At 66.1% G+C, this 12,688-nt stretch carries 15 protein-coding genes and 2 tRNA genes; 11 read left to right on the forward strand and 6 right to left on the reverse strand.

From position 1 onward, the window contains the following. Position 1 precedes the first annotated feature (1 nt). From KXV01_RS04990 to KXV01_RS05005, 4 genes are all read left to right on the forward strand, one after another. A complete protein-coding gene (locus KXV01_RS04990) occupies positions 2-589 on the forward strand; it encodes an aminodeoxychorismate/anthranilate synthase component II (protein ID WP_049415418.1) in 588 nt (195 codons plus the stop codon). 16 nt (positions 590-605) lie between these two features. Further along, a complete protein-coding gene (trpD, locus tag KXV01_RS04995; protein ID WP_049415415.1) occupies positions 606-1,637 on the forward strand; it encodes an anthranilate phosphoribosyltransferase in 1,032 nt (343 codons plus the stop codon). Positions 1,638-1,711: 74 nt separating this feature from the next. Then, entirely contained in the window at positions 1,712-2,506 is a 795-nt protein-coding gene (gene trpC / locus KXV01_RS05000; RefSeq protein ID WP_111097157.1) for an indole-3-glycerol phosphate synthase TrpC, read from the forward strand. Next, complete coding sequence (locus KXV01_RS05005) at positions 2,503-3,219, forward strand: haloacid dehalogenase-like hydrolase (protein ID WP_049415408.1); 717 nt, start codon at positions 2,503-2,505, stop codon at positions 3,217-3,219. The genes trpC and KXV01_RS05005 overlap by 4 nt, the downstream gene beginning before the upstream one ends. A 170-nt stretch (positions 3,220-3,389) precedes the next feature. Here KXV01_RS05005 and KXV01_RS05010 read toward each other — a convergent pair whose 3' ends face one another. Further along, on the reverse strand, positions 3,390-4,151 hold the full coding sequence (locus tag KXV01_RS05010; RefSeq protein ID WP_049415405.1) for a sulfite exporter TauE/SafE family protein: 762 nt from the start codon (positions 4,149-4,151) through the stop codon (positions 3,390-3,392). A 133-nt stretch (positions 4,152-4,284) separates the two neighbouring features. Beyond that, positions 4,285-4,974, reverse strand: coding sequence for a cAMP-activated global transcriptional regulator CRP (gene crp, locus KXV01_RS05015; RefSeq protein WP_010482649.1), 690 nt, complete (start codon positions 4,972-4,974; stop codon positions 4,285-4,287). Positions 4,975-5,123: 149 nt separating this feature from the next. On the opposite strand from crp, the gene speD reads away from it, so the two are divergent. Both speD and sugE read left to right on the forward strand, forming a co-directional pair. Continuing rightward, positions 5,124-5,918, forward strand: coding sequence for an adenosylmethionine decarboxylase (gene speD / locus KXV01_RS05020; RefSeq protein ID WP_005411315.1), 795 nt, complete (start codon positions 5,124-5,126; stop codon positions 5,916-5,918). A gap of 168 nt (positions 5,919-6,086) precedes the next feature. Continuing rightward, positions 6,087-6,407 carry a quaternary ammonium compound efflux SMR transporter SugE gene (sugE, locus tag KXV01_RS05025; RefSeq protein ID WP_005419816.1) on the forward strand — a complete coding sequence of 107 codons (321 nt, stop codon included), beginning with the start codon at positions 6,087-6,089 and terminating at the stop codon, positions 6,405-6,407. A gap of 82 nt (positions 6,408-6,489) precedes the next feature. Here sugE and coq7 read toward each other — a convergent pair whose 3' ends face one another. Further along, on the reverse strand, positions 6,490-7,134 hold the full coding sequence (gene coq7, locus KXV01_RS05030; protein WP_099485897.1) for a 2-polyprenyl-3-methyl-6-methoxy-1,4-benzoquinone monooxygenase: 645 nt from the start codon (positions 7,132-7,134) through the stop codon (positions 6,490-6,492). Between the two features lie 196 nt (positions 7,135-7,330). Between coq7 and rplM the strand changes: the two genes are divergently transcribed. Together rplM and rpsI are read left to right on the forward strand one after the other, a co-directional pair. Next, complete coding sequence (gene rplM / locus KXV01_RS05035; RefSeq protein WP_005414692.1) at positions 7,331-7,759, forward strand: 50S ribosomal protein L13; 429 nt, start codon at positions 7,331-7,333, stop codon at positions 7,757-7,759. Positions 7,760-7,761: 2 nt separating this feature from the next. Continuing rightward, positions 7,762-8,154 carry a 30S ribosomal protein S9 gene (gene rpsI, locus KXV01_RS05040; protein WP_005411311.1) on the forward strand — a complete coding sequence of 131 codons (393 nt, stop codon included), beginning with the start codon at positions 7,762-7,764 and terminating at the stop codon, positions 8,152-8,154. A 323-nt stretch (positions 8,155-8,477) separates the two neighbouring features. Here rpsI and KXV01_RS05045 read toward each other — a convergent pair. Both KXV01_RS05045 and KXV01_RS05050 read right to left on the reverse strand, forming a co-directional pair. Then, a tRNA-Gln gene (locus KXV01_RS05045) sits at positions 8,478-8,552 on the reverse strand. A 55-nt stretch (positions 8,553-8,607) separates the two neighbouring features. After that, a tRNA-Met gene (locus KXV01_RS05050) sits at positions 8,608-8,684 on the reverse strand. Positions 8,685-8,805: 121 nt separating this feature from the next. Between KXV01_RS05050 and KXV01_RS05055 the strand changes: the two genes are divergently transcribed. The 3 genes from KXV01_RS05055 (at position 8,806) to bfr (ending at position 10,455) form a co-directional block, all read left to right on the forward strand. Next, complete coding sequence (locus tag KXV01_RS05055) at positions 8,806-9,429, forward strand: RNA pyrophosphohydrolase (protein WP_111096200.1); 624 nt, start codon at positions 8,806-8,808, stop codon at positions 9,427-9,429. 203 nt (positions 9,430-9,632) lie between these two features. Beyond that, positions 9,633-9,842 carry a bacterioferritin-associated ferredoxin gene (locus KXV01_RS05060; protein WP_005411309.1) on the forward strand — a complete coding sequence of 70 codons (210 nt, stop codon included), beginning with the start codon at positions 9,633-9,635 and terminating at the stop codon, positions 9,840-9,842. A gap of 142 nt (positions 9,843-9,984) precedes the next feature. Further along, positions 9,985-10,455, forward strand: a complete 471-nt coding sequence (gene bfr / locus KXV01_RS05065; protein ID WP_005419804.1) for a bacterioferritin — start codon at positions 9,985-9,987, stop codon at positions 10,453-10,455. A gap of 1 nt (position 10,456) precedes the next feature. Here bfr and KXV01_RS05070 read toward each other — a convergent pair whose 3' ends face one another. Beyond that, positions 10,457-12,688 (reverse strand): ATP-binding protein, encoded by a 2,232-nt coding sequence (locus KXV01_RS05070; RefSeq protein WP_111096199.1) that lies wholly within the window; start codon positions 12,686-12,688, stop codon positions 10,457-10,459.

Consider the following 12,688-nt stretch of genomic DNA (forward strand, 5'->3'; position numbering starts at 1 on the left):
CATGTTGTGGATGATCGACAACTACGACAGCTTCACCTACAACCTCGTGCAGTACCTGCAGACGCTGGGCGCCGAAGTGAAGGTGGTGCGCAACGATGCGATGAGCGTGGACGAGATCGCCGCGCAGAAGCCCGAGCGCATTGTCATTTCGCCCGGCCCGTGCACGCCCAACGAAGCGGGCGTGTCGCTGGAGCTGATCCAGCGCCTGGGCCCGACCACGCCGATCCTCGGCGTGTGCCTGGGCCACCAGGGCATCGGCCAGGTCTACGGCGGCACCGTCATCCGCGCCGGCAACATCATGCACGGCAAGACCTCGCCGATCCGCCATGAAGGCAAGGGCGTGTTCGCCGGCCTGCCGGACCGCTACCAGGCCACCCGCTACCACTCGCTGGTGGTTGACAAGAGCAGCCTGCCGGACTGCCTGGAAGTGACCGCCTGGACCGAGAACGAGGACGGCTCGATCGAAGAGATCATGGGCCTGCGCCACCGCCAGTTCCCGGTGGAAGGCGTGCAGTTCCACCCCGAGTCCATCCTCACCGAACACGGCCACGCCCTGCTGCGCAATTTCCTGCAGCGCCCGGCGGCCTGATCCAAGGAGCATTCCCATGAGCTTCTCCCCCCAGGAAGCCCTGCAACGCACCATCGAGCACCGCGAAATCTTCTTCGACGAAATGGTCGACCTGATGCGGCAGATCATGCGCGGCGACGTCTCGCCGATGATGACCGCTGCGATCCTCACCGGCCTGCGCGTGAAGAAGGAAACCATCGACGAGATCGCCGCCGCCGCCACGGTCATGCGCGAATTCGCGCTGGCGGTGCCGGTGGCCGACAGCACCCACCTGGTCGACATCGTCGGCACCGGTGGCGATGGCTCGCACACCTTCAACATCTCCACCTGCGCGATGTTCGTCACCGCCGCAGCCGGTGCGCGCGTGGCCAAGCATGGCAACCGCAGCGTGTCGTCCAAGTCCGGCAGCGCCGATGCGGTGGAAGCACTGGGCGCGGCCATCGAGCTGCAGCCAGCGCAGGTGGCCGCAGCGATCGAGCAGACCGGCATCGGCTTCATGTTCGCGCCGATCCATCATCCGTCGATGAAGGTCGTCGCGCCGGTCCGGCGCGAGATGGGGGTGCGCACCATCTTCAATATCCTCGGTCCGCTGACCAACCCCGCCAGCGCCCCGTCGGTGCTGATGGGCGTGTTCCATCCCGATCTGGTGGGGATCCAGGCGCGCGTGCTGCGCGAACTGGGCACCGAGCGCGCCATGGTGGTCTGGGGCCGCGACAACATGGACGAGATCTCGTTGGGTGCCGGCACCCTGGTGGGCGAGCTGCGCGACGGCAAGGTGCGCGAGTACGAGATCCACCCGGAGGACTTCGGCATCCCCATGTCGGCCAGCCGCAATCTGCGCGTGGACAGCCCGGAGCAGTCCATCCAGATGCTGCGCGCGGTGCTGGACAACGAGCCCGGCCCGGCGCTGGACATCGTCGCGCTCAATGCCGGCGCCGCGCTGTACGTGGCCGGCGTGGCCAGCGACATCGGCGACGGCCTGGCCCGCGCCCGTGCCGCCATCGCCAATGGCAGCGCCCGCCAGCGCCTGCAGCAGTATGTGGAGACCACCCGCGCGCTGGTTGCCTGAGCGCGCGGTTCAGCCTGACCCCGTCGATGGCCGATAATGGCCGTCCTCAGCGCCCCCGCACCGAATCGAAGACGATGAGCGACATCCTGCAGACGATCCTGGCCCGCAAGGCCGAAGAAGTGGCCCAGCGCCGCGCCCAGCGCCCGCTCGAGGCGCTTCAGGCCGCCGTGGCCAGCGCCCCGCCGGTACGCGGCTTCGTGCGCGCGCTGCAGGCGGCCGTGGCCAACGGCGACCCGGCGGTGATCGCCGAGGTGAAGAAGGCCAGCCCGTCCAAGGGCGTGATCCGCCCGGATTTCCGCCCGGCCGACATCGCCGTCAGCTACGAGTTCGGTGGCGCCAGCTGCCTGTCGGTGCTGACCGATGTGGACTTCTTCCAGGGCGCCGATACCTACCTGCAGCAGGCCCGTGAAGCCTGCACGCTGCCGGTGCTGCGCAAGGACTTCGTCATCGACGCCTACCAGGTGTACGAGGCGCGCGTGCTGGGCGCCGACTGCATCCTGCTGATCGTCGCCGCGCTGGACGACACCCAGCTGGCCACGCTGTCCGAGCTGGCGTTGTCGTTGGGCATGGACGTGCTGGTGGAAGTGCACGACATCGATGAACTGGAGCGTGCGCTGCAGGTGCCGGCGCCGATGATCGGCATCAACAACCGCAACCTGCGCACCTTCGAGGTGTCGCTGCAGACCACGCTGGACATGCAGCATGCGGTGCCGCGTGACCGCCTGCTGGTCACCGAGAGCGGCATCCTCGGCCCGCAGGACGTGGCGCTGATGCGCGATGCAGGCATCCATGCCTTCCTGGTCGGCGAGGCCTTCATGCGCGTGGAAGAGCCGGGCGAGGGCCTGCGTCAGCTATTCTTCGCAACATGACAACGCACTATCCGACGCCGCGCGAGGATGCGCCGCTGGTGGTCTTCGACTTCGACCACACCCTCTACGACGGCGATTCGGGTACCCACCTGTTCGCCTCGCTGATCAAGCGCAACCCGTTGCGCATGCTGGCGGCGCTGCTGGTCACGCCGATTGCCGGGCCGATGGTGGCGATGCTGCCGACCCGTCGCGCGGGCATTTCGGTCTACGTGTGGATCGGCAGCTTCGGCCTGCATCGTGCGCGCGATTTCAACAAGGTCATCGATGCCTACGTGCTGCGCAACCAGGCGCAGATGCGCGCCAAACTGCTGCCGCAGGCGCTGGAGGTGTTCGCCGCGCACCGCGCCAAGGGCGATCGCGTGGTGGTCGCCACCGGCGCGCCGCCCGAGCTGGCGCGCGCGATCCTGGCCTTCGTCGCCCATCAGGACGTACCGGTGATCGGTACCGAGGTCGGCCCGCGGCTGGGCGGTGTTGGCCCGACCCGGCACTGCCACAACGAAGAGAAGATGCGCATGCTGCGCGAGCGCGGCTATGGCGACATCGATATCGCCTATTCCGACAGCACCGCCGACCTGCCGCTGCTGCTGGCGGCCAAGGCGCCGGTAGTGGTGAACCCGAAGCCGGGGCGGGTGGCGTTCTTCCGCCGCGTGCTGCCAGTCGGCACCCGCATCCTCAACTGGGGATGCGTGGACCGCGGCGGCGACAAGGCGTAACGCGCGGAGTCCGCCGGGGATGGGATGACGGAGTGCCGGGCTGCGACCCGGTAGTGCCGGCCGCTGGCCGGCAACGTCATGATCTGCGGAAGGGCCTGCGGGGTTTGCCGGCCAGCGGCCGGCACTACCGAATCCCGTGCAGCCAGCGCCGGGCCATGCCCGGCAAGCGCTCAGCGCCCCAGGTACCCGTACACCGCATGCCCGATCTGGAACAGGCTGATGCCCAGCACCAGCACGCCGACGGCCACCAGCACCCAGCGCTCCTTCACCCGCTTGACCAGGATCGCCGCCACCGGCGCGGCCATCATGCCGCCGATCAGCAAGCCGGCGACGATCTGCAGATGCTGCACGCCCATCGACATCAGGAAGGTCGCTGACACCGTCAACGTGACCACGAACTCGGCTGCGTTGACTGTTCCGATGGTGGTGCGCGCCTGGCCGCCGCGGGCGAGCAGGGTGGACGTCGCGATCGGCCCCCAGCCACCGCCGCCGCTGGCGTCGAGCAGGCCGGCGAAGAAGCCCAGCACCGGCACCCGGCGGATCTCGCCCTTGGGCATCCAGCGCCCAGCGGCGCGGGCCAGGATGATGATCGCCAGCACCAGCAGGTACAGGTAGATCAGTGGCCGGATGATCTCGCCCGGGATCTGCGTGAGCACGTACGCGCCCACGGCACCGCCCACTGCGCCGGGCAGGGCCAGGCGCAGGAACAGGCGTTTATCGACATTTCCGGCTGCGAGGTGCGACACCCCCGAGGCGCCAGTGGTGAACACTTCAGCGGTGTGGATGCTGGCGCTGACCTGTGCCGGGGGCAGGCCCATGCTCAGCATCACCGACGAGGACACCAGGCCGAACGCCATGCCCAATGCACCGTCCACCAGCTGTGCGCCCAGGCCGATGAGGATGAACCACCAGAATTCGCTGCTCAGCTCCATGCATCGAGCCTAGCCCAGCGGGCCGCGCAGGGGCCGTGTAGAGCCGAGCCCCTGCTCGGCTGCCTTCGGGCTGCATCAGCCGAGCGTCGGCTCGGCTCTATCAGGATGGCCGCAGCGTTGGGTTGCCTGGCAATCAACGGGTGCCGTACAGCACCACGGTCTTGCCGCGGGCATGCAGCAGGCCGTCGGTCTGCAGCTTCTTCAACACGCGGCCGGCCATTTCGCGCGAGCAGCCGACCAGTCGCGCCAGTTCCTGTCGCGAGACGCGCAGCTGGCTGCCCTGCGGGTGGCTCATCGCTTCCGGTTCCTGCGCCAGGTCGTGCAGGGTGCGCACGATCCGGTCGGTAACGTCCAGGAATGCCAGGCGGCTGGCCTTGCGGCTGGTGTCGAGCAGGCGCTTGGAAATCTGCTGGCCCAGCGCGTACAGCAGGCGCGGGGCATCGGCCGACAGCGGGCCGAGGAACAGCTGATGCAGGCGCTCGTAGCTGATTTCAGCCAGCTCGCAGGCGGTACGGGTGCGCAGGATCACCTCCCGGCGGTCCGATTCGACGAACAGGCCCATCTCGCCGACGAACTCGCCGGCACCGAAGTAGCCCAGCACAAGCTCGCGATCGTCATCTTCCTCGGCCATGATCGAAACCGAGCCGCTGATGACGTAATACAGGGTTCCCGCCGGGTCTCCGGGCCGGAAGACGTCGGTACGGGTGGGATATCGCCGCCTGTGGCTGTGCGCCAGGAAACGATCGATTGTGGCGATATCCAGGGCCAGTGGACTGCTAGCTAGGCGCACGGTTGACACGATAGGGGCGCTCCCTCTGCGCATGAACGGATTCACGGGGTCGATAGCGGAGCTTAACCAGCGCAATTGTTAAGGGCAAACAGTGTGCCAGAACTCTTGCGTCTTCACGTTCCCCCCGGGGGCAGTTTGCCCCATAATTCCCCCTTTCCCTTCTTACACAGGAATCGACCGCCGTGGTCAAGCCGTTGCCTCGCCTGAGGCTGCAGGGTTTCAACAACCTCACCAAGGCGCTGAGCTTCAACATCTATGACGTGTGTTACGCGCGCACCGAAGAGGAGCGTCAGCGTTACATTGAATACATCGATGAAGAGTACAACGCCGACAGGCTGACTCAGATCTTGACCGATGTCGCCGAGATCATCGGCGCCAACATCCTGAACGTGGCCCGCCAGGACTACGATCCGCAGGGTGCCTCGGTGACCATCCTGATCTCCGAAGAACCGGTGATCGACAAGAAGCTGGCCGGCAAGGAGCTGATCTCCGACGCCGTGGTCGCGCACATGGACAAGAGCCACATCACGGTCCATACCTACCCGGAAACCCATCCGCAGGAAGGTATCGCCACGTTCCGCGCGGACATCGACGTGGCCACCTGTGGCGTCATTTCCCCGCTGAAGGCCCTGAATTACCTGATCGAGAGCCTCGAGTCGGACATCGTGATCATGGACTACCGCGTCCGTGGCTTCACCCGCGATGTGAAGGGCAAGAAGCACTTCATCGACCACAAGATCAACTCGATCCAGAACTTCCTTGCCAAGAACATCAAGTCGCGTTACGAGATGTTCGACGTCAACGTCTACCAGGAGAACATCTTCCACACGAAGATGCACCTGAAGGACTTCGACCTGGACCAGTACCTGTTCGAGGAAAAGGCCAAGAACCTGTCGTTCAAGGAACGCATGAAGATCGAAGCGCTGCTCAAGCGCGAGATCGAAGAGCTGTTCCACGGCCGGAACCTGTCCGAGTAAGCCCCATGTGCGATGCCCGCAGGCATCGCCACCCAGGCGGGACGACCCGCCCCGTGGAACCAGTGCCCCGCACGCGTTACAGTTCCACGGTGATGTACCGACCCACGGCCCGGTGTGAAAACACCGGGCCGTTTCGTTTTTGTCAAAAAAGGTAAGGAGCCCCCACCCATGCCCTGGATCTACCTGCTGCTGGCCGGCCTGTTCGAGATCGGTTTCGCCCTCGGAATGAAGTACTCCGAAGGCTTCAGCAAACCCCTGCCCACCGTTGCCACGGTGGTATCGGCCCTGATCAGCCTGTACCTGATGAGCCAGGCGATGAAGAGCATCCCGGTCGGCACCGCCTATGCGATCTGGACCGGCATCGGTGCCATGGGCGTGGCTGTGCTCGGCATCTACCTGTTCAATGACAGTGCGTCGCCGGCCCGTCTGGCCTGCGTGGGCCTGATCGTGGCCGGCGTGATCGGCTTGAAGCTGGTGTCGCCCAACTGATGGATGGCCCGACCAACGGTCGGGCCCCACCGTCGCCCCCCGCACCTCCTGGTAGGCCCGCACCGTTGGTGCGGGCGACCCTTCAAATGCGGTAGGCGATGGTCTTCATCACCCTGGAGGCCAGCGCCATCACGCCCGGGATCGGGAACGGCAGGCGGCGTGCGCCGGCCTGCTCGGCGTGCTCCGCATGGCGGGCTTCGTCTTCCTTCATCACCTGGATGACCGCACGGCTGCGCAGGTCGCCGGCCGGCAGGTCGACCAGGTGCTCGTCCAGATGGGCTTCCACCTGGCGCTCGGTCTCGACCACGAACCCCAGGTTCCAGCCGTCGCCACGCAGCCCGGCCAGGGTGCCGATGGTGTAGCTGCCGGCGTACCACAGCGGGTTGAACAGGCTCGGGCGGCTGTCCAGTTCGGCCAGCCGGGTGGCACACCAGGCCAGATGGTCGGTCTCTTCCTGGGCCGCTTCCAGCAGGTGTTCACGCGTGGCAGGGTCGCGGGCCACGGCGGCCTGGCCGAAATACAGGCCCTGTGCGCAGACTTCGCCGACGTGGTTGATCCGCATCAGCCCGGCCGCGTGGCGGCGTTCAGCGGTGCCCATGCCCGGTTCGTTGGTGTCCGCGGCCGGGTAGGGGCGGGCCGCCGGCGGGTTGCCGAACACCGTGTCCAGGGCGCGCTGCGCTTCGGTCAGCAGGTGGTCCAGCGGTGTGGTCTGGCGGAGCACGGTCATGGCGGTACGCGGTGGGACGGAAGACCCCTCGATTCTCCCCCGGCTCCGGCCCCCTGCCAACCCAGGGCATGACCGGCTTGCACCGGGGGCTGGACCTGCGTACAATCCCGCCTCTTACGCTTCACCTTTCACAACGCGTGGCAGAGTTCCGGCGAGCCGTTCGCCGCAATGAGCCCGACCTAACATAGAGTTCTTCATGAGCACTTTCACTGCCAAGAACGAGACCGTCCAGCGCGACTGGTACCTCGTCGACGCCGAGGGCAAGACCCTGGGCCGTCTCGCCACCGAGCTGGCCCGCCGTCTGCGTGGCAAGCACAAGCCGGTCTACACCCCGCACGTTGATACCGGCGACTACCTGGTCGTCATCAATGCAGAAAAGATTGCCGTCACCGGCAAGAAGCTGCAGGACAAGATGTATCACCGTTTCACCGGTTACATCGGCAACCTGAAGACCGAATCCCTGGCCCAGGCGCTGGAGCGCCACCCGGAGCGCGTGATCGAGATCGCCGTCAAGGGCATGCTGCCGAAGGGCCCGCTGGGTCGCCAGATGTACCGCAAGCTCAAGGTCTACGCCGGCACTGAGCATCCGCACGCCGCACAGCAGCCGCAGGTTCTGGATATCTAATCATGGCTATCACTCAAAACTACGGCACTGGCCGCCGCAAGTCCTCCACCGCTCGCGTGTTCCTGCGCAAGGGTTCGGGCAACATCACCGTCAACGGTCGTCCGCTGGACGAGTTCTTTGGTCGTGAGACCGCGCGCATGATCGTGCGCCAGCCGCTCGAGCTGACCAAGAACACCGAAAGCTTCGACATCCTGGTCACCGCCGCTGGCGGCGGCACCACCGGCCAGGCCGGTGCGATCCGTCTGGGCATCGCCCGTGCTCTGGTCGAGTACGACGAAACCCTGAAGTCCGAGCTGCGCAAGGCTGGCTTCATGACCCGTGACGCCCGTGAAGTCGAGCGTAAGAAGGTTGGTCTGCACAAGGCCCGCCGCGCCACCCAGTTCTCCAAGCGCTGATCTACCGCGCCTGGTTGGGCTCCTTCGGGAGCCCGCTGGATGGGAAAGCAAAAGCCCGGCTTCGGCCGGGCTTTTGTCGTTCTGGGGTCATGGATTTCCTGGTTGCCGGCCAGCGGCCGGCACTACCCGTGGTTCCGCATCTCGGAAGGGGTGGGGTCAGAGCCTTTTCCTTTGGAAAAGGATCCGACCCCGGGCCTCTCTCTGGAGAGCAGCCCCCTTGTTGTTCAAGGGCGCGCGCCGACAGGCGCGGGGATAAGGTGGAATGCGTGACCAAATTAAAAGCAAAAGGCCAGATCTTTCGATCTGGCCTTTTGCTTTTAATTTGGCTGCCCCGGATGGATTCGAACCACCGAATGCCTGAGTCAGAGTCAGGTGCCTTACCGCTTGGCGACGGGGCAAAACGTGCAACTATTTTCTCACTTTCCACACTGAAAAACAACTTGATTTTCAATGTGGTGGCTATGGGTGGACTCGAACCACCGACCCCAGCATTATGAGTGCTGTGCTCTAACCGGCTGAGCTACATAGCCTTGGTGAGCCCGCTATTCTGCGGATGTGTATCGGCCCTGTCAACACTTTTGTGCCGTGCTTGTGGGCCGACAGAGGGCATGGGATAGTCCCGACCAGTAGATTTTCTTAGGAGTCCGCATCGTGATCGATCCGGACGGCTATCGACCGAACGTCGGCATCGTGCTGATGCGGCAGGACGGCCAGGTGTTCTGGGCACGACGCGTGCGCCGGGACGGCTGGCAGTTCCCGCAGGGTGGCATGAACACCGACGAGACGCCTGTCGAGGCCATGTATCGTGAACTGCAGGAAGAGACCGGCCTGCTGCCTGAGCACGTGGAAGTGCTCGGGGCGACGCCCGGCTGGCTGCGCTACAAGCTGCCGGCGCGGGCCATCCGCCGCAATGAGCGGCAGGTCTGCATCGGGCAGAAGCAGGTCTGGTTCCTGCTGCGCCTGACCGGCGATGAATCGCATGTGCAGCTGGACCATACCGACTCGCCCGAGTTCGACCACTGGCGGTGGGTGGACTTCTGGTACCCGGTGGAGCATGTGGTGATGTTCAAGCGTGGCGTCTATGCGCGCGCGCTGCGACACCTGGCGCCTTTGGCGCGTGGGGTGGCCGGGCAGGGCGTCAGCGCCATGCCCAAGAGTGCCGCCGAGGCCTGGATGCCGGGCCACGCAGCCGGCCACGACAGGCCCCGGAAGCGCACGCCCAAGCGCGGCGTCTACTGGCCGCGCAAGGCCAAGGGGGAGTCCGGGGCGGTTTGAGTGGGAGGCCACGCAGGCTGCCGGCCGATCCGCCACAACGCGTACCCGCCGGCTGTCTCCAGCAGGACTTGGCTGTCCGGCGGGCCGGTCAATCCGACTCTGAACGGTATCGAGAATGGTTCAGCTCTCTGATTGACAACCATTCTCGTTTCCATTGGAATACGCAACAGGCCGCTTCTGGCCTGCCAGCCCGGTTCCCGCCTGTGTACGTCTGCATCTGCAACGGAGTCACCGACCACCAGATCCGCGAAGCCGCCAGCCATGGCGTCAGCACGGTGGCCGAACTGACCATGCGTACCGGTTGCGGTGCCACCTGCGGTTCGTGCCTGGACATGGCCGGCGACCTGCTGGCCAAGGCACGCGCGACGCACGATCTGCCGCTGCCGGTATTGGGCCTCGCCCAGGTCGCCTGATCGTTTCCTCGCGGCCTGTTGACGCCGCGCTTTCGCGTCCTTCACCTGCAGCCGCGCAGGCCAATGCGCACGATTCGCGTTCCTTCACCACCGCGCGCAAGGCGTTAAAGTGCCTGCGTTTTCAGCGTGCAGGAGCAACCCCATGAAGGGCGACACCAAGGTCATCGAATTCCTCAACAAGGTCCTCTACAACGAGCTGACCGCGATCAACCAGTACTTCCTGCACGCCAAGATGCTGAAGAACTGGGGCATCAAGGAACTGGCCGAACACGAGTACAAGGAATCGATCGACGAGATGAAGCATGCCGACATGCTCGCCGACCGCATCCTGTTCCTCGAAGGCCTGCCGAACTTCCAGGCGCTGGGCAAGCTGCGCATCGGCGAGAACCCGACCGAAATCCTGCAGTGCGACCTGTCGCTGGAACGCGATGGCGTGGTCACCCTGCGCGAGGCGGTGGCCTATTCCGATTCGGTCGGCGACTATGTCAGCCGCCAGCTGTTCGTGAAGATCCTCGACTCGGAGGAAGAACACATCGACTGGCTGGAAACCCAGCTCGACCTGATCGAGCGCATCGGCGAGCCGAAGTACCTGCTGAGCAAGCTGGAAGAGTGAATCAGCGGTCCTGGCCGGCGCGATGCTGTGCCAGGTAGCCCGTCAGTGCAACGCGCGCCCGGGCGAATTCCGCAACCAGCAGCGCCACCGCCACTGCGGGGCGCTGCAGGCTGCCACTACGGGCCTCGTGCTCGATCCGCTGCGCGATCGCCGACAGCGACAACGCCCCCACGTTCGCGCTTGATGATTTCAGGCTGTGCGCGACGGCCTGCATGCGCGGTTCATCGCTGTTGCGCGCGGCCAGCTGCAACTGCTGCACCATCGCCGGCGCATCTTCAAGAAATACCGTGACGATCTGGGTGGCAGCATCGCCGATCACCGCGTGCAGTTCATCCAGCACATCGCGGTCGAGCACCGGCTGTGGCCTGGAGCCGACTCGGCTGTCATCGTCCTGTAGAGCCGAGCCGTGCTCGGCTGAGGGAGCGTGACTGCTGTTGGCCGTCAGCCGGGCCTGGCCCGGCTCTACAGAAGGCCGTGCAGGTGATGCCGCTTTATCGCCACCCCAGCGCTGCAGCAGCGCATGCAGCGTGGCGCGCGCGATCGGCTTGGACAGGTAATCGTCCATGCCGGCCTGCAGGCAGCGCTCGCGGTCGCCGGCCATCGCATTGGCGGTCATCGCGATGATCGGCAGTCGCGCATGCCCGGTTTCCGCTTCTTCGGCGCGCCAGCGGCGCGTGGCGGCGTAGCCGTCCAGCACCGGCATCTGGCAATCCATCAGCACGATGTCCAGCCCGCCTTCGCGGAGGGCGGCCAGTGCCTGTTCGCCATCGGCGGCGTTGCGCACCTCGCACTGGAACACCCGCAGCAGCTGCTCGGCCACCATCCGGTTCACCGTATTGTCCTCCACCACCAGCACGCGCAGATGCAGCGGCGGCAGCGTGGCAGCCGGTTGCTCGTGTTCCGCGCTGGCCAGCAGCGCAGCGGGGCGGGCAGAGGCGACCGGTGCCGCCAGCAGTGCATGCAGGGCGGCGTCGTCGAAGTGGGAGGGCAGCCGGTGCTGGCGCGGGCGTTGCGCAATCGCATCCTCCTGCAGCCACAGTACCTGCAGTGCATCGTCGCCGCGTTCCCCCAGTGCAAGCTGCAGCGTGGCCTCGCCGTTGCGGCGTGCGCGCGCATCGACCAGCAGCCAGGCTGGTGCCGGTTTTCCGGGCCGCGCGGGAGCGCGCAGGCGTTCGACCACGCTGTCCAGTTGCGTCAGCAGCTGCACCTGCAGCCCATGGTGGGCAGCGACGCGCTCGATGCGGGCCTGCAGCGTTGCATCGGCACTGAACAGCAGCAGCGGTGCCGGCGCACGCGCCATCGCCGGCAGGTCGCCAGGAACCTTCAGCAGCGGGATCTCGAACCAGAACGTAGCACCCTGGCCGGGCGTGGACTGCACACCGATACGCCCGTGCATCAGGTCGATGATGCGCTTGCAGATGGCCAGGCCCAGGCCGGTGCCGCCGTAGATGCGCGTGGTGGATGCGTCGGCCTGGCTGAAGGACTGGAACAGGCGTGCCTGCAGCGTGTCGTCGATGCCGATGCCGGTATCGATGATCTCGAAGCGCAGCTGGTGCTGCGCGGCACTTTCGCCCAGGCGCAGCACGCGCAGCTGCACCTGGCCGCGGGCGGTGAACTTGATCGCATTGGCCAGCAGGTTGCTCAGCACCTGGCGCAGGCGCACCGGGTCGCCGCGCACCGGCAGGCGCACCGATGGGTCCAGCTGCAGGCCCAGTGCCAGGCCCTTGGCGTCGGCGGCACGCTGCATCAGCTGCACCACGCCATCGAGCAGATCGCGCAGGTTGAAGCTGGTGATTTCCAGCTCCAGTGCCTGTGCTTCCAGCCGGGAGTAGTCGAGGATGTCGTCGACGATGCGCAGCAGCTGCTGCGAGCTGGCCGAGGCGGTGGCCAGCATCTGCCGCTGGTCCTCGCCCAGTGGCCCGCGTGCGATCAGCTCCAGCATCGGCAGGATGCCATTGAGCGGGGTGCGGATCTCGTGGCTCATCGTGGCCAGGAACTCGCCCTTGGCCAGCACGGCCGCCTCGGCGGCCTGCTTGGCCTGCAGCAGCTGTTGTTCCAGCTGGCCCTGGCGTTCAGTGGTATGGCGTAGCTGGTCCCGTTCAGCGGCCAGCGCGCCGTGCGTGCGCTGCAGCTGCGCCAGCGCACGGTCGCGCGCGCGAAGCCGCAGGCCCAGCACCATCAGCGCGATGGTGGCCGCGGCAAGGGCAACCAGCAGCACGCCCCACAGCGGCAC

Source organism: Stenotrophomonas sp. Ps181, from assembly GCF_025697425.1.
GTDB lineage: Bacteria > Pseudomonadota > Gammaproteobacteria > Xanthomonadales > Xanthomonadaceae > Stenotrophomonas > Stenotrophomonas sepilia.

Bases quoted from the DNA above. Each gene is read 5' to 3' on its own strand.
- bfr (WP_005419804.1), top strand. From the start codon at position 9,985: ATGAAGGGCGACACCAAGGTCATCGAATTCCTCAACAAGGTCCTCTAC.
- rplM (WP_005414692.1), top strand. From the start codon at position 7,331: ATGAGCACTTTCACTGCCAAGAACGAGACCGTCCAGCGCGACTGGTAC.
- KXV01_RS04990 (WP_049415418.1), top strand. From the start codon at position 2: ATGTTGTGGATGATCGACAACTACGACAGCTTCACCTACAACCTCGTG.
- coq7 (WP_099485897.1), bottom strand. From the start codon at position 7,134: ATGACCGTGCTCCGCCAGACCACACCGCTGGACCACCTGCTGACCGAA.
- crp (WP_010482649.1), bottom strand. From the start codon at position 4,974: ATGCGCAGAGGGAGCGCCCCTATCGTGTCAACCGTGCGCCTAGCTAGC.
- trpC (WP_111097157.1), top strand. From the start codon at position 1,712: ATGAGCGACATCCTGCAGACGATCCTGGCCCGCAAGGCCGAAGAAGTG.
- KXV01_RS05010 (WP_049415405.1), bottom strand. From the start codon at position 4,151: ATGGAGCTGAGCAGCGAATTCTGGTGGTTCATCCTCATCGGCCTGGGC.
- KXV01_RS05005 (WP_049415408.1), top strand. From the start codon at position 2,503: ATGACAACGCACTATCCGACGCCGCGCGAGGATGCGCCGCTGGTGGTC.
- trpD (WP_049415415.1), top strand. From the start codon at position 606: ATGAGCTTCTCCCCCCAGGAAGCCCTGCAACGCACCATCGAGCACCGC.
- rpsI (WP_005411311.1), top strand. From the start codon at position 7,762: ATGGCTATCACTCAAAACTACGGCACTGGCCGCCGCAAGTCCTCCACC.
- sugE (WP_005419816.1), top strand. From the start codon at position 6,087: ATGCCCTGGATCTACCTGCTGCTGGCCGGCCTGTTCGAGATCGGTTTC.